This window comes from Clostridium sp. Marseille-P2415, from assembly GCF_900155545.1.
Taxonomy (GTDB): Bacteria; Bacillota; Clostridia; order Lachnospirales; family Lachnospiraceae; genus Lacrimispora.
The window spans coordinates 261,883-282,076 of record NZ_LT732525.1; the positions used below are offsets into that span (position 1 = coordinate 261,883).

The 20,194-nt window shown below is 44.5% G+C and carries 19 protein-coding genes, 2 tRNA genes and 1 pseudogene; 9 read left to right on the top strand and 13 right to left on the bottom strand.

The features are described from left to right. The 3 genes and pseudogenes from BQ9856_RS01265 to BQ9856_RS01275 all read left to right on the top strand — a co-directional run. A partial coding sequence (locus tag BQ9856_RS01265) for a transposase (protein WP_200801230.1) occupies nt 1-395 on the top strand: 395 nt, incomplete at its 5' end. A gap of 54 nt (nt 396-449) precedes the next feature. Next, complete coding sequence (locus BQ9856_RS01270; protein ID WP_077609371.1) at nt 450-629, top strand: hypothetical protein; 180 nt, start codon at nt 450-452, stop codon at nt 627-629. A 182-nt stretch (nt 630-811) separates the two neighbouring features. Next, nucleotides 812-1,959 (top strand): annotated as a pseudogene (locus BQ9856_RS01275) (IS91 family transposase). 346 nt (nt 1,960-2,305) lie between these two features. Here the strand turns inward: BQ9856_RS01275 and BQ9856_RS01285 are convergent. Both BQ9856_RS01285 and BQ9856_RS01290 read right to left on the bottom strand, forming a co-directional pair. Next, a tRNA-Gly gene (locus BQ9856_RS01285) sits at nt 2,306-2,376 on the bottom strand. Between the two features lie 43 nt (nt 2,377-2,419). Then, nucleotides 2,420-2,492, bottom strand: a tRNA-Phe gene (locus tag BQ9856_RS01290). Between the two features lie 163 nt (nt 2,493-2,655). On the opposite strand from BQ9856_RS01290, the gene BQ9856_RS01295 reads away from it, so the two are divergent. Both BQ9856_RS01295 and BQ9856_RS01300 read left to right on the top strand, forming a co-directional pair. Beyond that, nucleotides 2,656-3,204 (top strand): PadR family transcriptional regulator, encoded by a 549-nt coding sequence (locus tag BQ9856_RS01295; RefSeq protein WP_077609373.1) that lies wholly within the window; start codon nt 2,656-2,658, stop codon nt 3,202-3,204. Beyond that, a complete protein-coding gene (locus BQ9856_RS01300) occupies nt 3,201-3,938 on the top strand; it encodes a flavodoxin family protein (RefSeq protein WP_077609374.1) in 738 nt (245 codons plus the stop codon). The genes BQ9856_RS01295 and BQ9856_RS01300 overlap by 4 nt, the downstream gene beginning before the upstream one ends. A 33-nt stretch (nt 3,939-3,971) precedes the next feature. Here BQ9856_RS01300 and BQ9856_RS01305 read toward each other — a convergent pair whose 3' ends face one another. From BQ9856_RS01305 to BQ9856_RS01340, 8 genes are all read right to left on the bottom strand, one after another. Next, nucleotides 3,972-5,888: an FAD-dependent oxidoreductase gene (locus BQ9856_RS01305; protein ID WP_077609375.1), complete on the bottom strand. Its 1,917-nt coding sequence runs from the start codon at nt 5,886-5,888 to the stop codon at nt 3,972-3,974. A gap of 68 nt (nt 5,889-5,956) precedes the next feature. Continuing rightward, the gene (locus BQ9856_RS01310) at nt 5,957-6,643 is read right to left on the bottom strand and encodes a FadR/GntR family transcriptional regulator (RefSeq protein ID WP_235839121.1); all 687 of its coding nucleotides are present in this window, start codon (nt 6,641-6,643) and stop codon (nt 5,957-5,959) included. Between the two features lie 78 nt (nt 6,644-6,721). Continuing rightward, nucleotides 6,722-7,417, bottom strand: a complete 696-nt coding sequence (locus tag BQ9856_RS01315) for a hypothetical protein (RefSeq protein ID WP_077609377.1) — start codon at nt 7,415-7,417, stop codon at nt 6,722-6,724. 16 nt (nt 7,418-7,433) lie between these two features. Next, a complete protein-coding gene (locus BQ9856_RS01320) occupies nt 7,434-9,563 on the bottom strand; it encodes a hydantoinase/oxoprolinase family protein (RefSeq protein WP_077609378.1) in 2,130 nt (709 codons plus the stop codon). Nucleotides 9,564-9,578: 15 nt separating this feature from the next. Beyond that, the gene (locus BQ9856_RS01325) at nt 9,579-10,925 is read right to left on the bottom strand and encodes a citrate transporter (protein WP_077609379.1); all 1,347 of its coding nucleotides are present in this window, start codon (nt 10,923-10,925) and stop codon (nt 9,579-9,581) included. Nucleotides 10,926-10,957: 32 nt separating this feature from the next. Further along, the gene (locus tag BQ9856_RS01330) at nt 10,958-11,731 is read right to left on the bottom strand and encodes an enoyl-CoA hydratase/isomerase family protein (protein WP_159441917.1); all 774 of its coding nucleotides are present in this window, start codon (nt 11,729-11,731) and stop codon (nt 10,958-10,960) included. Between the two features lie 16 nt (nt 11,732-11,747). Further along, nucleotides 11,748-13,271, bottom strand: coding sequence for an acyl CoA:acetate/3-ketoacid CoA transferase (locus BQ9856_RS01335; protein ID WP_077609988.1), 1,524 nt, complete (start codon nt 13,269-13,271; stop codon nt 11,748-11,750). A 215-nt stretch (nt 13,272-13,486) separates the two neighbouring features. Beyond that, nucleotides 13,487-14,308 (bottom strand): MerR family transcriptional regulator, encoded by an 822-nt coding sequence (locus tag BQ9856_RS01340; protein WP_077609381.1) that lies wholly within the window; start codon nt 14,306-14,308, stop codon nt 13,487-13,489. A 195-nt stretch (nt 14,309-14,503) separates the two neighbouring features. Here BQ9856_RS01340 and BQ9856_RS01345 point away from each other — a divergent pair, with 195 nt between their 5' ends. The 4 genes from BQ9856_RS01345 (at nt 14,504) to BQ9856_RS01365 (ending at nt 17,239) form a co-directional block, all read left to right on the top strand. Beyond that, nucleotides 14,504-15,154, top strand: a complete 651-nt coding sequence (locus BQ9856_RS01345) for a TetR/AcrR family transcriptional regulator (RefSeq protein ID WP_235839096.1) — start codon at nt 14,504-14,506, stop codon at nt 15,152-15,154. A 1-nt stretch (nt 15,155) separates the two neighbouring features. Continuing rightward, entirely contained in the window at nt 15,156-16,352 is a 1,197-nt protein-coding gene (locus tag BQ9856_RS01350) for an Acg family FMN-binding oxidoreductase (RefSeq protein ID WP_077609383.1), read from the top strand. A gap of 320 nt (nt 16,353-16,672) precedes the next feature. Continuing rightward, a complete protein-coding gene (locus BQ9856_RS01360) occupies nt 16,673-16,984 on the top strand; it encodes a YbjQ family protein (RefSeq protein ID WP_077609385.1) in 312 nt (103 codons plus the stop codon). A gap of 33 nt (nt 16,985-17,017) precedes the next feature. Then, complete coding sequence (locus BQ9856_RS01365; RefSeq protein WP_077609386.1) at nt 17,018-17,239, top strand: hypothetical protein; 222 nt, start codon at nt 17,018-17,020, stop codon at nt 17,237-17,239. Nucleotides 17,240-17,327: 88 nt separating this feature from the next. On the opposite strand, the gene BQ9856_RS01370 is transcribed toward BQ9856_RS01365, so the two are convergent. The 3 genes from BQ9856_RS01370 to BQ9856_RS24685 all read right to left on the bottom strand — a co-directional run bounded on the left by BQ9856_RS01370 (nt 17,328) and on the right by BQ9856_RS24685 (nt 20,014). Continuing rightward, nucleotides 17,328-17,915: a helix-turn-helix domain-containing protein gene (locus BQ9856_RS01370; RefSeq protein WP_328587222.1), complete on the bottom strand. Its 588-nt coding sequence runs from the start codon at nt 17,913-17,915 to the stop codon at nt 17,328-17,330. Between the two features lie 90 nt (nt 17,916-18,005). Beyond that, the gene (locus tag BQ9856_RS01375; RefSeq protein ID WP_077609388.1) at nt 18,006-18,836 is read right to left on the bottom strand and encodes a pentapeptide repeat-containing protein; all 831 of its coding nucleotides are present in this window, start codon (nt 18,834-18,836) and stop codon (nt 18,006-18,008) included. A 188-nt stretch (nt 18,837-19,024) separates the two neighbouring features. Continuing rightward, a complete protein-coding gene (locus BQ9856_RS24685; protein WP_200801231.1) occupies nt 19,025-20,014 on the bottom strand; it encodes a LysM peptidoglycan-binding domain-containing protein in 990 nt (329 codons plus the stop codon). Nucleotides 20,015-20,194 lie beyond the last annotated feature (180 nt).

Genomic DNA, 20,194 nt, shown 5'->3' on the forward strand with positions numbered 1-20,194 from the left:
CAAACGTGACCTTCCATTACAACAAGCACGAGGATAACTCTTATGTTGTGAAAACGATTCCCGTGTTGGACTTCATGAAACTTCTCATCCAGCACATACCAGAAAAACATTTCAAGATGACCCGATATTATGGTCTTTATGCAAGGCACCGTGAGGCAGACAGACGGCTTTGTAAAGCCGTGCCAAAATCAAAGCACAAAATCCTGTTAGACTTTAATCGGTGGCGCACACTTTTTCTCTTATCTTTCGGCCATGACCCTTTGCAATGCCCAAAATGTAAGCATAATATGGCTTTTTTAGAACTCTTCCTTAACCACAAACGAGTCCCTCTGATTAAACTTTATGAAAGGGCTTTGGCAAAATACCGCTGCCGCTCTAGTGGAAAATCTGCTTGATTTTCTATCCCATCTGTTTCATACTGGAAGTATTCAAAGATGGGAGGCGCTTCAATGGATCCAAAACAATTAGAGGAACTCAGACAAAAATATATCAAAAATCCTCCGGAAGGCATGACTGCCAAGCTGGTAAAAGGTATGACCGATTCTGACTTGCTTGACATGCATTATTTCCTTATTGAGGATGATGACCTTGATGATGATGAATTTGAAGAAGGGTTTTATATCTTCTAACTCAACATCGTCTGTTACCTATGCCCTGCTTTTGCAGGGCTATTTGTTTACATAAACCATAATTCGTGAGGAATTTCCTATTATACAAGAAAGTGCCTTCGGCACTTCAGCTCCCCTGGCCCCTCAATCTTGAGGGGAATTAGGGGATTCCTTTCTCTGACTTCTTCTCTTATAATAGTCTTATGAACCTTTTGCAAAATATTTTTAGTGACCATTATGAAGAGATGATTTATACTCAGCATCCCCGCGACTCTGTCATTGAGAATGTGGATAAAATGTTAAGCTGCGGCGATCCTTCTTTTGGCGGCACCATGTATGCCTGTCCTGGCTGCCGCTTTCTTAAGTTTCGTCCCTTTCGCTGCCACAGCCGTTTCTGCCCCACCTGCGGCAACAAATATTCCATCGAGCGCTCTACTTCCATGGCTTCTAAGCTCATTTACTGTACACACCGGCATTGTGTCTTTACCATTCCGGAAGAACTCCGACACTATTTCCTTGATGACAGGACTCTTTTGCACTCCCTTTTTTCTGCTGTTCGTAGTGTTGTTCTTCGCATGTTCCACAACATTAATAAATCCGAGTCCCTGATTCCCGGTTTTATCTGTGTTCTTCATACCTTCGGCCGCGACTTGAAATGGAATCCTCATATTCATTGTCTTATCTCCGAAGGCGGCGTTGGTTCTTCCCTTCAATGGCGCAGGGTTACTTACTTTCCCTTTGTTTTCCTGCGGTTTGCCTTCCGTATTTCCCTTCTTAACTTACTTCACTCCCGGCTTGGCGATTCTTTTAAGCAGATGAAAGCTTCCATTTATAACAATCATAAGGATGGTTTTTATGTCTATGCCGAATCCAAAGACTGTGAACCTGACATAGTCCTTAAATATGTTGGCCGATACCCTGGACGCCCTGTCATTGCCTCCTCCCGCATTGACTCTTATGATGGCGACACCGTTACGTTTCACTATAACAGGCATGAAGACAACGCACTTGTCACTGAATTGATTCCTGTTATAGAATTTATTTCCAGACTGATCCAGCACATCCCGGAAAGACAGTTTAAAATGATCCGCTATTACGGACTTTATGCCCGGCATAAAGAGCAGGACAAAAAACTTTATCGCATCCTTTAATCCTCTCTTCTTTTGGTTATGATCCTTTAAAATGCCCCTGTTGCGGGTGCATCATGGAGGTAATGGAAGTCTGTTACAACCACAAACCAGTCTCTCTGCAGGAACTATACGAAAGGGCCATGAGGAAATACAAAGGCAGGTCACCTGCACAAAAAAACTATACAGTACACTCCTCCCATTCTAAAATCAAAGTATCTTAATTTTAATTGGAGGTGGGCACTATTACTAACAAAGAACTTGCAGCGAAACTTCGCATAGAATATGCGAAAAATCCTCCGGACGGAATGACCGCTGCCGAAATCCTGCGCATGAAGGATGAAGTCCTTCTTGATATGGATTATTTTCTTCACGAAAATGTATTTAGCGAAGATGATGAAAATGATGGTTTTTTTATATTTTAGTCCAGCCCATCGTCTGTTTTTGATGCTCTGCTTTTGCAGAGCATCAAATTTACATAAACCTTTTTACACGAGAACTTTTCTATCACATGAAAAAAGCTACATTCTCATTGGCTTATTACCAACAAAAATGTAGCTTATAACTTGAAGCGGGTGATGGGAATCGAACCCACGTATCCAGCTTGGAAGGCTGGTGTTCTACCATTGAACTACACCCGCGCAGAACTCAAAAAGCATTTCAAAAGTGCTCTAAAAAGCACAATGCCCAAAGCCGGAATCGAACCAGCGACACGAGGATTTTCAGTCCTCTGCTCTACCAACTGAGCTATCTGGGCACAATCAATTACAACATGAATAATTCTACAGGATTTCTCCTGTCTTGTCAAGCTAAGTTTTCTAAATTATGTCAAAAAATTCATGATCCTAAAATACTTCTTTATTGACACTATTATAATTTTATAATATTATAATTTTATAATATAATCTGGAGGCACAGACATGTCACTTTCCCATAGCATATTAGGATTTCTCTCCTATGGAAGCATGACCGGTTATGATTTGGCCAAAGCGTTCGGATCATCCGTTAAATTTTTTTGGTATGCACAGACCAGTCATATTTATCATGAACTGAATAAGCTGGAACAAAAACAGTTTGTCACCTGTGAAATCATCGTTCAAACGGAAAAGCCAAACAAAAAGCTCTACTCCATCACTGAGAGCGGAAAAAATGAATTCTTACGCTGGCTTTCAAGTGAAAACCATGAATTTTCCAAGGGGATCAAGAACGCATTTTTAATGAAGGTGTTTTTTTCAGGCTGCAAACCGCCGGATCAATGCATTGCCATGTTAAAAAGCTTTTCCGATGACTGCAAAAAATATCTCATTGAAATGAATGATATTCCCACCAGCATTGACCATTATGGCAAGCTTGTTAAACCTTATGAAAAGGTCTACTGGAATTTTACCGCAGATTTCGGTTACAGTTATATCCAGATGTGCATAGACTGGGCAGACCGGTGTATAAAAAAATTGGAGGAATTCGAATGAACGTGCTCGTACTAAACGGAAGTCCCAAAGGGGAAAAAAGCAATACTATACAGCTGACTAACGCATTCTTAGAGGGTATGGCGGAACGCACCGCACTGGATATTGATGTTCTGACTGTTTCTAATATGAATATCAAGCCATGCGTCGGCTGCTTTCATTGCTGGAGCAAAACCCCCGGCAAATGCTGTATCCATGACGATATGGCTTCTGTTATTGAAAAAATGCTGGCTTCTGACATCATAATCTGGAACTTTCCTCTTTATTATTATGGTTTGCCCTCACAGCTAAAAGCAGTCATTGACCGCCAGCTGCCCATGAATCTGCCGTTCATGGAAAAGGGAGCCAAGAACGGCTCAGACAGCGGTTCCCATCCTCCCAGATACGATATGACAGGCAAACGTTATGTCTTAATTTCCACCTGTGGGTTCTATACTCCAAAGGGCAATTATGATTCCGTTAACCTTCAGTTCGATCATTACCTGGGTAAGGGAAATTACGAAACCCTTTATTGCGGACAAGGGGAACTTTTTGGTGTACCGGAATTGCGCAGCCGTACCGAAAAATATCTTCAGAACGTCAAAACCGCAGGAGCAGAGTTTGCATCCAGCGGAATTACTGCCGTGACCAAAGAAACACTAAATGAACTTTTGTATTCGAGAGATGTTTTTGAACAAATGGCAAACGCAAGCTGGGAGGCGGAAGCTGAGTCCCCNAAAAAAATACTGCCCGGGTAATCTCAAGACCCTAGCAGTATCTCCCGTATATTACTATGCATTATAAATATCTTCAAACCACACTTCCGGATCCGGAAGCGGCCTTACAGTCTGATAATGAACAGAAGTTCTCAACTCTGATAACAGTTCAATCTCCTGAACCATACCTTCAAACAGATCGCTCCCTTGTATGGGCTCCCCTTTGGTATCCTGAATCAAATAAGAACCACGGCTGTTTCCTCCCTTATCTATATAATCCTTCATCCCATTCAGATAGACTAACTGCGTGATCAAAATATCCCTGTTAACCAAAGCATCCAATACCTCGTGTACGTTTTTAGCATAGGTATCCCGAGAAAAGTTTCGTAAGTAGCCTGTAACTTTATGGATCTGTTTCTCGATTGCCGGAAGCTTCCTTACAAACCCGCCGCATACATCCATCTCCTGTTGATACATATGCCTGAGCGCCATCGGTTCTTTTTTCGCCTCACGCGATTCTCTTAACTCTCTGCATAACCGGATATAGTCATCTATAACCTCTTCACACTGTTTTTGGAATATATCATGCTCCTCTGGCTTTTCACTACATTGCTTCGCTATGCATTGAGCAGCCCTCAGAGAACCAACCTGAGTCGAATTCAAGGCTGTTCCTCCAGGCCGATATACACCAAATGTACCCGCTGCTTCCCCGACCGGAAACAAGTTCCTGATGTTAGACTGCCACCACAGATCTACTTTCAGACCACCGTTATTATGTTGTGCACATACATCAATTTCAAGTAAATCCTTTTCCAGATCTATACCGTGATCAAGGTAAAGCTGATAGGCTTTCCTGTTCATTTTTTTCAGCCGTTCTATGGGAGTTCCAAATAGTATGCCGCAATTATTTAAATAGGTATAGGCCTCCTGACTCAAGATTGAGAAATCAAATTCTCCATTCCGTATGGCAGACCCGGGATTCCTTGTATAGTCCAGAAATACTCTGCGCCCTTTGATCTTAATTTCATGATAAACGGCCAGATCTACCAGCGACGAGCCGCCATCCCCTGTTTTTCTGGGGTCAAACGGCCACTGATAGCCTTTTAGAAATATTGCAGACAGGGCCTGCTCCGGAGTCGTAAAATACTCTTCCAGGAATTCCTTCCCGTCACCCATATCCTGATTTACAGAAATATATCTTGGAATCACCTGCTGATAAGAACCGGATAAGTTCCATCGGAAGTCAACAGATGCAATGCCATACTGCCATTCTGTTACGTTATTCCCGACCGCACCGGCTAAAAAAGCAACTCCATGTGCTCCTGTCTGGCTTTCAGGATAAACACTGCTCCCATAGATACCAGCCGGTCCGCCGGTAGCATAAATCACATTCCGGCAATGAAAGCAGACGAATTGCAGCAATTCCTTTCCCGGTTCTGTATACACGGTCAAAATCCCTTTCGCCTTCTTTTCTCCATTCACCTCTTCCGTAAACAGATGAACTGCACGATACCCGTCAAAAACCGGAATCTGCTTTTTATTTACTGACGCTTCTAAGCATTCCGTCATAAGTTTCGATGTCAGGGGACCGCAGGAAGTCGCCCGCAGCATGGGATCGTGATCGGTTTTATACCCCGCATACTGGCCATAATTATCAGAAGGAAAAGGAACTCCCAACTGAACGAGCTTGAAGAAACATCTTGGGGATAATGCGGCCTCAACCAGGGCTGTATCACCATGCATACTCCCTCCCCGGAATAATGTCTCTGCCAGTGAATAAACAGAATCCTGTTGTTTTCCGGCCATGGATAGCTTGTAATAAGTTTGCTTATCAGAACCCGTATTCCTGGAGGTGCCCATATATTTTCCCTCTGTAATAATCGCGATATCCTTTTGTCCTAAATCATAAAGGCTGTCCGCAGCATTATAAGCCGCCGCTCCACTGCCTATAATAATAGTATGGAAAGTATACATCTTAAATTGTGTTTTCATTCTATACAACCTCAATATCCAGAAATTATAAACTGTACGTACCTTCTTGAAAAATTATCTGAACTTAATCATTCCTTTGATTCATCTTTTATACGTTCTATAATATCACGTTTGCTCCTCTGTATATGCCGGTGCATTAACAAAGCTGCCAGTTCCTCATCTTTTGCCTCTATCGCTTCCAAAATCCTTCTGTGTTCTGTGACACCGGTTTTCGGTCCAATCAATTCATTTGCGCTGAACTGGTAATAGGCCAGTATATCCTTTATAATATCCATCACTTTTATCATAACAGGATTCCCGCTTCCCTGTACCAGAATTAAATGGAACTCCAAATCTGCCTGAGCAAATTTTTTCGAACTGGCTATCGCGTTCTTTTCCATAATATCACAGCACTCCTGTAATCTCTGCAGTTGTTCCGGCTCAAATCTGCCGGTAAACCGCCTGACACATTCCGGCTCCAGCATTTCCCTGAAATCCAGAATTTCCACCTCGCTATAACCGCTCAGCATCATATCCGGCAGCAATTCCTGAAACATCATCCCGGATGAAATATCATTAATGTAGGTACCATCACCGCGACGGCGTGTAAAAACGCCCATCGCAACCATCTCCTTCATTGCCTCCCGGACTGAAGCACGGCTTACGCCTAACTCCTGCGCAAGCTGCATCTCGCCAGTGATTTTCATTCCAGGCTTCCATTCTCCGGAAATGATTTTCTCCTGCATAACATTCAGCACATGATTGCTGGTATCCACTTTCTTCAATACTGTCATCCTCCCCGTTCGGCAATTATCTGTTTTGAATCTTATTTTAGCATAATCAAACTTCCTTTTCTATGCTTTAATCAGCGGAGTGTTAAATTTCATAACTTCTTCATAGAGCTGTACGCCAAACCCGGGCTCTATGCTGCAGGCAATCAGGGCATCAAATATGAAAGGAGAACATGACATCCCTGTCAGGCGTTTTGCAAACGCCATTGCTGCAATTTCTCCCAGACACCTGACCGTTGATCGATTCCTGAATGGACGCGGGGCCCATAAGTCTATTTTATACTGCCGGGTAAATATCTCATCTGCATATTCTTCTTCTAAGAAGTGAAAGATTTCATGCGCTAAAATTACCCCGGACACATGCAGGCCGGTCAGAGCTTTGGGAAGCTCCAGTTTCTTTAAATATTCCTCCGCATTCTGTAAATACTCATAAAAAAGAGTAATTCTTTTCGGCGGTTCGAAATAGGCAAATGTGAATCTTTCACCGAATCTGCCATTTTTTTTATATTCCACTGTCAGAGAAAATGCTTTGGCAATCTCCTCCGGAAGTTTAGCATTGCCATTATTCAGGCCAAGCTCATGGATGATCTCATCAGCGCAGGCGGTTCCGCATTCGCTTGCCCGGTAAATAAGTTCTTCCTGTTTTACCGGGCTGATTTTATTACGCAGAAGCTCATAAGAGAAGGCAAATCTTGCAAAAACCTCATCCGGCAGCTGAATTAATTCAGATAACATATCTTTCATTTGCTCTTCTCTCACAGTCATCCTCCTGATTCTATAACTGATTCTTTGCTCCAACAACGATAACATCCTCTGCCGTATTCAGCATCTGCATGTCCACATCCATCAGCATAAGGATTTTCTCCAAATCAGTGGATCCATTAAAATCCATGACACGGGCACCGGCACAGATATAATAATCCGGGTGCAGAATGGTATCTGCCTTATAAACAGCCAGTTCCTCCCACATCTTTGTTACAACACTCCGATATGCTCCCGCCTTTACCAGCCGGACGTCTCCATCATTGCGCTGCACCTTAATAAAGCCTTTCTTATCCAGAATACGCAATGGCTGCCGTCCTTTTTGTTCTATATTATACGCATAAAAGTGTTTTGTTCTTCCTGTCAGATTAACAGCTTCCGGATCAACACGCAGATCTTCCGCAGCCAGGGAACGGGCTTCCTCTTCCGTACATTCTTTTAACAGGTCCGTTGTCTTCACTTCGGTGGAGCCCAAAGCGATTGCTGTCAGCTTTGAGGTCTGCGGGTCAATTTCGATATGCACCTCAACCGTATCCGGAGCCGCACCGCTTTCTACAGCTTTATTGATGGCCTCCATCTTAATGCTTTGAATATCACCGGGACCCGGATTGGGAACAACTCTCTCAACGACATCTCTTACCATAGCAAGTGCCACTCCGATCGATGATATAACTTCTGCATTTTCCGGAACGCTGTATTTGACATTCATCTTCTCCGCACAGAAGCCTATCAGGGAAGTTGCACCTCCGCCGACTCCCACCAGGGAAATCTGATCATGTTCCAGTTGATATTTCTCTGCCAGTCCCAGGATAATCGGACTGATTTTTTCATATGCCCTGGTTAATATCTGCTTCGCCACCTCCTCAACGCTGATCCTCAGATAATCTGCAACCGGCTTCATCGCTTTTCGGGCAGAATTAACATTGCCATAAGAAAAATCACCTGGTTTTACCAATCCCAATACGTTGGCAGCACAGCTATTCGTTATAGTTATGCGTTTTCCGTTGGAACAGCGGATTGCTACATAATCCTCCAAATCCCCCTCCTTCGGAGAAAAAAGCTCAAGCTGCGGATCCACAATTTCGCTTTCATCCGTAAAAACCGCATAATCAAGTCCTGCAATATGGGCAGAACGCGGCCCGACATCGTAAACACCACCCTTATGCACTCTTATCATGCTGCCGCCGGCCACACCTAAGACTCTGACATCCAAAGAAGTGATATAGGTCCTGTGACCGCCGACAACAGAATAATCAATGGCAGGACGTCCATTCTTAATAACGCCTATATTGGTCGTTGTTCCACCAACTTCAAAGTACACGCCGTTAGAAGCCCTTAAATACATCAGAGAACCCATGACACTGGCCGCCGGACCTGATAACATTGTCAAAACCGGGCGTTTCTTCATCTCATTAATTTCCATAACTCCACCGTCACCGCGCATAATCATCAGCGGCACATTAACTCCGGCTTTACGCACACTTTCTTCTGTCGAGTTTGCAGTATTCAGCATCTTCGGCAGAATACTGGCATTAATCGCAGCGGTCCTGGAACGGCGTGTCAATCCGTACAGCTTCGTAATATCAGATGCAATCGTCGTCTCCAGCCCCATCTCACCGGCAGCAATATCGTACACAAACTGTTCACCGGCGATATCGTCCACCCCAAAGGCTTCAGATGTCACAATTACCGCTGCTCCCTCTGCCTGTAATTCTTTCAGGGCTTTTCTTACTTCTATGTCGGTCAGCCGTTTAGCATTTAAGTAACGGTTTTTTATTACAATCCTCTTTCCTGCTCCCAAATCGATATCCTTCAGACGGGACTGGCATTTTGCCAGAAAACTTTCTATCCCCTTACCGCCCATTCCAAGAACACCTACGACAGCCACATCGCCTTCAATCAAGGCGTTTGTAGCCTGTGTGGTACTATGTGCAACAAAGATCACGTCTTCCGGCTCAATATCATTCTCTTTCAAACAGTTCATGAACGCCTGAACAACCCCGGCAGCAACTCCGGCCTTATCATCATGTGTTGTCTTTACTGAAGATTTTCCAATTATCTGATGTGTTGCATTATCTATCGCAACCGCTTTCGTATGAGTACCTCCAACATCAATTCCCATTCTTACCAGTCTTTGTCCCATTACTTACTCCTTCCCTTAACCGAACATAAAAAATGTAACAAAATGCAGGATACTGCAGATAATCCAGCCGCAAACAGCGCTCATCTTTAAGAAATCCTTGGCGGATACCTTAGTATAGCCGATTCCCCATGCAATCCAGGACTGTGTTACACAGCAGGAAACTTCCATGACAGTGGATGCGGCTATCATCAGCGGTGCCAGGAACGGGGTTGAAAACCCTGCTCCCTTCAATATACCCAGGGTGGCAGCCCCGCAGCCAAACAATGTAAACGGTCCGCGGAATAAACCAAGCGGCGCTAAAACGCAGAAAATGATTACAATTAACAAAGCACTATGAGGTATCACATTCCCAAGCACAGCATTGAAATAAGGGATACAAAGTTCCGCAACCTTATTAAACATAGGTACAATAAGTAAAAATCCTACAAGCGGTGCCGTATCAACGACTCCGTCAAAGAAATCCTTACCGAATACTTTACAGGCCGTACGGAAAGATTTTAATCTTCCGCAGACGAGCAGTGCATAAAAACCGCCTGTTAAAAAACCCATGATAATTGGTACGTGAAATACGATCAAGAGAACAACCGGTATAAAAGGAGTCAGCAGTGCAATATTAGGAGCATAATTCAGTTCTTTTCTCACCGGTCTCTTTACCGCCCAAAAACGGGCACCTTTTTTCTTCCTTGTAGAAAACAGAATTAACCCAATGGTGAAAACCACCTGAATCGCCAGAGCGATTGTTCCCCACTGAACATATTCCCCGTAAGTGTATAGCTGCTTTCCATTTGCATCTAAAAAGAATGCAGAGTATTGTCCAAATAATACAGGATTCAGGAACATGCCTGCGCCTATGCTCAGCATAAAGGAACATAGCGCAAGGACTTTCGGAATGCCCAGAGAGAGGAGGATCGGAAGAATGATCACTCCGATTGCGACAACCGCTCCGGCACCAAACAGAGAAGAAAAAATCGCCGTAGTTACAATGCAAAGCAATATACATGTAATGGCAGGCCGGTCCCCTCCCAGCTCTGTGGTTTTACGAATTAAAGTTGATGCAATTTCAGTTTCCAGCAAAACCCTTCCAAACCAGGCGCCGAAAACTACATTAACCAGAACGCTTCCCCAGCCTTCCGGGCCGCTTTGAAATACCTTTACAAAAGCTTCAATCCACGTGATCTGGATTTCTTTCTCATACGCCGCGCGAAAAGCAGGATTTGTTACAAAGGTATTTCCCAACATAGGAAGTATCGTCCATAAAATTGCCATTGCCAGCATTCCCATCATAAGGTTTCCGCCTTTGGCTGCATAAAAGGCCAGGCCAAAGAAACTGATCATTATCAAAATCCCTATTACATATTCCATAGTAATTGCTCCTTCCCCATTCATATTGATTATTATTTTTTCCGGCTCTCAAAGAATCCCGACAGACGTCTTTGCGTATCTTCCGATGCCATACAATTAGCAGAAGTGGCTGCCTCAATGAAACAATTATGATAAACTCCCCTTTGAGTCTCATCAAAAATTATCTGTTTTACAAGCCCCAAAACTTCAGAGGAGTTATTTGAGATCTGGGAGACTAACTCAGATACACAAACATCCAGCTCAGACTCCGGACAAACCCGGTTAACCAGCCCCCACTCATATGCCGTTTTTGCATCCAACTGCCGTCCGGTCATAAAAATCTCTTTTGCTCTGTTGGGACCGACGAGCATGGGAAGGCGGTAGCTGCCCCCCCACCCCGGCATTACGCCGAGCGAGGCTTCCGGCTGGCCGAAGCGGGCATTTTCTCCTGCAATAATCATATCACATGCCATTGCCAGCTCCAGGCCCCCGCCTAAAGCATATTTCCCAACCTTGGCAATGACCGGCACCGGAAGCGTCTGTAACCGGTTAAAGATGCGATGTCCATTTGCAACCCAGTCCCCTATATTCGAAGCGTTCTGTGTCTTTAATACGGCAATGTTCGCCCCGACAATAAAGGATTTCGGTGATGCACTCTGAATCACCACTGACTTATAAGAAGGCTGATGCAGTTCGAGATTCGTAATAATTTCATCCAGTTCGGCAAGCACATCCCAGTCCAGGGTACATGGCTTACGTTCCTCTTCCTCATAAAAAGTGATATATGCAGTATTCTCTGTTTCTTCAAATCTAATATGTGTTCCCATTTCGTTCCTCCTTGTTCTATTCCCGAAAAAAGCTTTCATCCATGAGTTTCAGATCTTCTGAGATCATCGGGCTAAAGTCCATATACGCCAGAATATCCTTTTCCAAATCCATTCCGGGGGCAATCTCCGTTAACATGACACCGTTATCAGCAAGTTCAAAAACCGCCCGTTCCGTGACATATAATACTGGCTGTCCAGCTTTTCCCGCATATTCACCGCTGAATGTTATTTGATCCACCTGCTCTACGAGCTTTTTAATCTCACCTTCCTTCAGAATACTTAATTTTCCTTCACCAATATCCGCTTTGAAACCTTTCGCTGTAAAAGTACTGCAGAATACCACTTTTTTTGCATTCTGAGATATGTTAATCGCTCCGCCGCACCCAGAGAGCAGCTTTCCTGTCTTACTGGAATTCACATTTCCTTGTGCATCCATCTGAGCCATGCCTAAAAAAGCGATGTCAAGGCCTCCGCCATCGTAGAAATTGAATTGCAGGGTCTGGTCGATCATGGCATCCGGACAGTAAGAGACTCCAAAGATCACGCCTCCCATGGGCATCCCGCCGATAATTCCCTGTTCTACCGTAAAATTTAATTGATCCAGATATCCCTCTTCCGCCGCGACCGCTGCAATCCCGGAGGGCATACCCACTCCCAGGTTAATCACCATTCCTTCCCGCAGCTCTTTCGCCGCCCTGCGCGCCACCACTTTTCTTGGATCCAGTGTCAATGAAGCAAGCCGCTCAAGCGGGGCTTTAATGTTACCCGCAAGAGTCGGATCATACATCCTCTCACAGGTCTGGGGCTGACCGGAATCCACTACTATATAGTCCACATAAATCCCTGGTATCACCACATCTTTGGTCTTTATGGTACCCGCCTTAACAATATTTTTCACCTGGGCAATCACGATCCCGCCGCTGTTTTTAGCGGCCTGTGCAATCGAAATCCCATCAAGGACTGCTGCTTCTTCTTCATAACTGATATTTCCATTCTCATCTGCCGTTGTACCTCTGATCAGAGCGACATCAATCTTCATATTGGGGAACAGAAGCCACTCTTCTCCTTCAAGCTCAATTACCTTAACCAGATCTTCTTTTGCGCTCTGGTTCATCTTGCCTCCTTCTATCCGCGGGTCGATAAAGGTATTCAGTCCGGTCTTGGTAAAAACACCCGGTTTGTTTGCTGCTATGCTCTGATACATTTGAGAAATAACACCCTGTGGAAGATTATAGGCTTCGATCTTTTCCTCCTGAGCCAGGCGCGCCATGGCAGGCGCCATCCCCCAGTGTCCGGCAATATCTCTCTTAACCAGACCTTCATATGCAAGGGCATCCGTACCAAAAGACTCTTTATCTCCGATCCCGTTCGCATGAAGTAATGTCAGATTTTTCGGACTTCCGGTTTCCTGATACATTTCTCCAAGTGTTTTTAAAAGATACGTTGGCTCACAGATGCCTCCTCCGGATCCCAAAATGGATACTGTATGGCAGTCTTCGATTTTTTGCAGGGCTGTTTGTGCCGATACGATTTTACTCATGTTTTTCTCTCCTCTTAATGTCCGACATTTAATTCGCATCCAAAGAATAACATTATGATAGTTGCATTTCAATATGCATTTTTTATAATATAAAAGATATTTTTTGTGCATTATTAATAAAATATATTTTTTAATATGTCCGACATTTTGCCTTAAAAATAAAGGCTCAATATATAAAAAACCGCCTGCACATGGCAGACGGTTTTGACGGAATATCATGATTTCTTTTTTATTGGATAACAGACTTCTGTTACCAGTTCTTCGGGATCCTGGGTCTGTGCCGGGCTGACATGGTAAATGCAGAACATAGCACCGTTAAATTCGTAACTGTTGTCATTCACCCAATTGGCAACCGCGTGATTGACTTCTGTGATCTGATCATAGCTGCCTTTATAGGTTGCGGAAGCAATTTCTACAGGCGGGACCGTCTTAAACACCACATGCTCCGTGTTTTCATAAGTTCCTTTTACGGCAGTCTGTATTTCCACATCTACACCGCTTTCCTTATATCCCTCGTCATGAAAAACCGCAAGGCTTAAGCAGTTTTCCGCAGGCTGCAGATTCTTATCTGCGGTTTCGGTCATTAAAATATTCCACAGGATCCCTTCTTTATTATAAGCGGGAATCACCTTTCTTACGCTTGCCACATACCGTTCCGGCAGTGTTTTTAATGTTACGTTATAATTCATAGCTGTTCCGTCCTTTCCCAGCCTCTTAATGGCTGTTTCAAGGAGCAGCAGACGGCGGCCTGTCTCTTCCATCTCTGCCTGTACTTCCGATTTCTTGACCTCCAAAAACCTTGCAAGCTCTTTGGGATCATCATAGCTTTTTAATATCTCGCCAATGGTGGCAAGACTGAAGCCCATCTCCTTTAATGCGGTGATCCTGCCTGCAACCGGCAGCTGATCCTCGCTGTAATAGCGGTAGCTTGTAAAATGATCGGTGTTTCTTGGTACCAGCAGTCCGATCTCATCATAATGGCGCAGCATCCGTATACTGATCCTTGACAGTTTTGAAAAATCACCTATTTTCAGCATTTATTTTACCTCACATATATGTGTATTCCTGAGCTCATACTTAGTATAGAGTATACCATAATGTGAGAGTCAACAGATAGGAACCATTTATTTTTATTTTCGGTTGACTCAACGGATGACTAAGAGTATAATAATGTAAACTGACAGTTTACTATACATCAACCGAGTGTAATGGAGGTTAATCCGGTGGGGCAAATGAAACGCAAACAGCTGGAACAGGAAATACGCCGTAAGGATATTCTGGATGCAGCCGAACGGGTATTTTTTTCAAAGGGCTTTGAGAACGCATCCATGGATGAAGTGGCAAAGGAGGCAGAGTTCAGCAAGCGGACGGTCTATGTGTACTTTAACAGCAAAGAGCAGATTTATTTTGAAATCATGATCCGGGGTTACCGCCTGTTGATTGGAATGCTGGAGAAAGATTTTCTTGAGCATCCGCCTGAGGATGCTCAAGCTGAACTCCGCAGCATATTCTTTTCTTTTTACAGGTTCCGCGAGGCCTGCCCCCTGTATTTTAAAGCCATTATGGAATATGAAACAAAGGATACGGATGCCCGGTCCGGTGTGGAGGATGAATCTAAAAAAGAATGCTACCGGCTGGGAGAACAATTGCTGGGGTATCTCTCCCGCGCGCTTTTAAATGGGGTTAAGGAAGGAACCCTGAAAAAAGGACTGGATTGCAGGAAATTAGCCTTGATTCTATGGGCCTGTACCATCGGTGTGTTTAATGTCAGCGAGAAAAAAAGCAGCTACTTAAAAGATTACCATCAGGTGGATCCAAAGGAGCTTGTAACGGATTACTTTGATATGATCATGGGTTTTTTAGACAGAAACGGAGAAATCTGATATGAAGGAAAAATCAAAAATGAAGTTTCCGCTGCGTGCACTTGCATGCATTTCAGGATTGTGTATCATTATGGTATCTGTACTGTTTACGGTCAGCGGAGGTTATATGAAACAGCAATATTTAAAGCCATGGAGTAAAGAGTATTCCGAACAGTTTTCCGATCCAAGGGTGCGCCTTTCGTCCGTTGGCCTGCTGGCAGCCAGCAATCACAATATGCAGCCATGGAGGCTGGTGCTCGATAAAGATGATCCGATGGTATTCTACCTTTATGCGGACAGTTCCCGCGTAACCGGAGAGGTGGACCCTTATGCCAGGCAGATGATGATTTCCCAGGGTACCTTTCTCGAATATGTGGCAGTGGCCGGGAAGCAGGAAGGCTGGCATGCGGATATCGCCCTCTTCCCGGACGGGGAATATGACGAATCCAGACTTTTACAGGATATGGATACCAAGCCGGTGGCAAAAATCACGCTTTCTGATACGCAGCCTGATAAAAGCCCCCTCTATCCCGCTATCTTTTTACCGGACACCAACCGGGCCGCTTACCAGCCGGCCGGATTAACCGCAGAGCAGAAGGCGGCACTTGAATCTCTGTCGCAGAGTGACCAAATATCCGTCAGGCTTTTCGATGATGGGGACGACCTTGAAAAAATCGGCAGCTATGCCCTTCAAAGCGCTTCCATTGAAGCAGGCGTATCACGTATTATGGATGAGTCCAATGCAATTTTCCGGGCAAATGAACGGCAGAAAAATAAATTCCGCTATGGCTATTCTGTTGAAGGGCAGGGAACTTCAGGCTTTATGAGACATATCCTTCAAGGTATGCTTACACTGTTTCCATCGCTTAATACCGGCGGTTCTGCGTCGAAAAACTTCATAAACTCAACCCGGACTTCTGTTGAAAACACACCTGCCTATGCCATGATCATTACTTCCGGCAACAGCCGCAGGGAACAGGTTGAAAGCGGGATGCTGTACAGCAGACTGATCCTGTCCGGACACGGTCTGGGCCTTGCCATGCAGCCGTTAAGCCAGGTACTGGAGGAGTATCCGGAAATGGAACTGCCTTATACTGAATTCAAGGAAACCTATGCGCCGGCCGGGGGTACGGTACAGATGCTTTTCCGGGTAGGTGTTCCTGCAAAGAATGCGGCGTTGACCATGAGGCAGGATGTCCGGAGCCTGATCAGAAAATAGGCCGGATAAAATATCTGCACTCCTGCTGTGATATTTTTACTAATTATGGATAATATTAATAAATACAATGAATACGATTGCCACATTACTGATATGTAAAGGGGAAAATGTGAAATCACACAACAAAAAACTGATTGTACCAATAGTAATTACTGTTATATTCGTTTTATATTTTATCATTTTTGCAGCAGCATGCATCCTGATGAAAGGATTGCCATTTTGGGTAAAGCTGCTTGGCAGTATTATTCCCTTACTTTTAGCAGGGGTCTGTATCTATGTACTCATGGAACGAATCAAAGAAATAAGGAGCGGTGAAGAAGATGATCTTAGTGACTACTGATTATATCTCAGGAAAAGTACTTGATATGTTAGGAATGGTGAAAGGCAGCACGATTCAGTCGAAAAATATCGGAAAGGATATTACACAGGGATTTAAGACCCTTGTCGGCGGGGAACTGAAAGCGTATACGGAAATGATGAATGAAGCCAGAGCACTTGCAACAAAGCGTATGGTGGAAGAAGCCGAGGCCATGAATGCCGATGCGGTTGTCAATGTCCGGTATGCCTCTTCTTCCGTGATGCAGGGTGCGGCGGAAGTAATGGCTTACGGTACTGCGGTAAAATTCAAATAATCAGACTGTATTACATCAAACGGAGGTTGTAAGATGAGAAAATTTGCAAAAATTATTCTATTTATTAACGGAATATATTTTATGCTGAACTTTTTCATCTCAATCGCTTACAGTTATTATTTGATGAGAGCCAGAATGTTTGCCGTTCCACCCGGGATCCCATTTACGATTGTTTTATCCGGCATCCTGTTTTTCCTGCCCGGGATTGCCTGCCTGATCGTATCCTATATCCTGAAAAGAAAAGAAACAAAATAACAGCAAGACATAGCTTCCCTTCTTTCGGAGCTATGTCTTTGTTTATGCAGAAATATATGCCATGGGGTTGAAACAGTTCTTGTGACCTTTATATTAATTGATAGAGCAAACAGTGCTCTGTGCTGTACCATATCAGCATTCCGTGTCCTCTTCTTGGTATACGCACATTTAAATTCCACTCCGGATACTGCTTGATGATCTGAATGCGGTCACCCGTTGCCAAGGCCACAAAGGAAATGTAATGGTCCTTTTTCATGGGATGATCGCTGGTAATATACCAGTCGTCTTCGATCACCTGGACGGACAGCTTTTCGCTTTCACCCGCTTTTTTTAAGGTCTGAGCCGCCAGCTTTTTGCCGCAGCATGAAATCTCTGCCTCTCCTGTGCAAAGAGTTATATTCTGACATATGGGACAAACGAAATATTTTGTATTTTTCATATTTCCTCCTACGTAATCATTGGGTGTCAGATCGCCGGCCAATAAATTCTGTGTATCAATTCCGAGAAGGTCAGAAAGCTCCGGAATAAGTAAAATATCAGGCAGACCTAATCCACGTTCCCATTTGGAGACAGTTTTGTCACTGATATTCATTTTATCCGCAAGCTGTTTTTGTGTCATATTCCGTTCCAGGCGCAAGGTACGGATTATGTTTCCGACTTTACTGTTTAACATCATTTTTCCCTCCATAAAACAATTGTAGCCGTTTGCAGCCGGGTTTTCAATCAACGCTCCGTAGAGTCGTAAACGAAGCTGCCGGGTTTCTCTCTAAATCCAGGTTTCGGGATGGGTCAAATTTAGCGGCAATAATGTATTGGCATTTCCTCTGGCAGAATTTATCTGGGCCTGGGTCAAAAATACCGCCTCTCTCAAATCGGCGTTTTGAATATTGGCATCCCGCATATCCGCCCCTAAAAAGTTTGCTCCTGAAAAGCTGCATCCCGAAAAATCTGCCGCAATCAGCAAAGTCATGCTGAAATCACTGCCATCAAAATTTTTCCCGCTAAAATTTTTTCCCATGCATTCAGCAGGTTTGCTTTCTCTCTTATTTGGAAAGCTCTTCTTTACCAGAGCTCCAACCTCTTTCAGTATTCCATTTACCTGCTCTTTGTAACCTTCCAGTTCAAAATCCATTACTGCTTCCGGTGAGCCGGAGCATATCTCCTGATTTTTCTCTATCAGTTCATCAATGCCGGACCATAAAGCTTTTGCAGGCAAAAGAGTTCTTGATTCCATTAAAAACCATAGCATTTGGCGCAAATGAAAAACTTTAAGAAATACCTCAAACATTTCCTTCGATTTTTTCGGTTCAGAAAACCATGTTGAGCCTCCATACAGTTCCTTTGTGACCTTTTGCCCTGCACCAAAACAGTCATACCCCATACAGCCTTTCATTTTTTTACGGTTAAGTTCATTATGGATTTTACAACGGAAATCTCTCTGTAAGTTGACGCATGGTTTCCCTGCAGATTTGTTCTCCGGAAAGCCATCCATTTTTGAAAAGAATAATGCCGTACAGCACAATCCGCTGCAATTGGAGCAGTCGATCCGAAGTTCCTTGTATAATTCTTTATTGGTACTAAATACATGTAAATTCATCGTCCTTCTCCTGTCAAAATTTTGCCATATGTAAAATCCAAGCCTGCAAATTAATACCAAAGTACAGGCTTCCATTCCTCATTTACTCTTATCTTACCATAAGCTTTTCCTTCTTTCCACCTGACTTACATCATTATTACATGAAATAAAGCAGTCCGGTCAAGTAAGGCCGGACTGCTTATTGGTTTTTAAATTCTGAAATACTGCTCAAATTGCCTAACAATTCCCCGAGCCATCACATCGGCCATTTCCATGGCCTCCTGTTCAATGCTTTCAAATATATTGATGCTGTCCTCAAAATTTTGTGACATGATATCATTAGCTTCTGTCTTCAGCATCGCAAGATGGTCATACAGCATCTTCTTCCACTCCTGGACCGACCAGTTCGGATTGATGCTGTTAAGGAACGCTGCAATCTGGTCTGCATTTTCGTACCAGCGTCTTTCTGCATCAGCTGCTGCAGACGTATTGCCTGCCATTGAATCTGTGATAAGTTCTTTGGCGATTGTGAGGTGGGCCGTTAACAGATCTGCAAAATTTGCGGCATTTTCTTCCCCATAAAAAGGACGCAATGCTTCCTCAAAATCACCGGGATTCTGTAAGAGACGGGCGGTGACAAATTCCTCATCCGGCAAACCAAAAACCAGACTCAGGATAAGCATTCTCGTCCAATAAACATGCTGTGACCATAAAAGCCGCAAGTAGTTGTTCAGGTTATGCTCCGCATTGCTGACCCACATGGGGGTTGGCTGCGGCATAGGCTGGGGTCGGGGCATGGGCATGGGCTGAGGTTGGGGCATGGGCTGGGGTTGAGGCATGGGCTGGGGTTGAGGCATGGGCTGCGGCGCGGGCTGGGGCCTGGGCTGAGGCTGAGGCATGGGCTGCGGTTGAGGCATGGGCTGGGGCCTGGGCTGCGGCATAGGCGCGGGCTGGGGCCTGGGCTGGGGCTGAGGCATGGGCTGCGGCTGAGGCATAGGCTGCGGCTGAGGGCGCATAGGAACCCTGCGTCCATATGGAATGCAGACCACCTGCCCAATAAACAGATTGGCAGGGTTAATACCCGGATTCACTGCCATGATAGCTTCAACGGTCGTAAGAAAACGTTGTGCTAACAGCCAAAGCGTATCGCCGGCTTGAATGATGTAGGAATACAATCCTGCCGGACAAGAAGTCATCATATTATCGTTATTTGATTCCCCACGAACCATGGGTTGATTTTGTGTCTGGGGCTGAGTCTGTAATTGAGTCTGGGGACGAGGCTGGGTCAGCGGCTGGGTCTGCGGCTGCGGCTGGGTTTGCGGCTGCGGCTGCAATTGAGGCTGCGGCTGTAATTGAGGCTGCGGCTGCGGTTGTGTCCG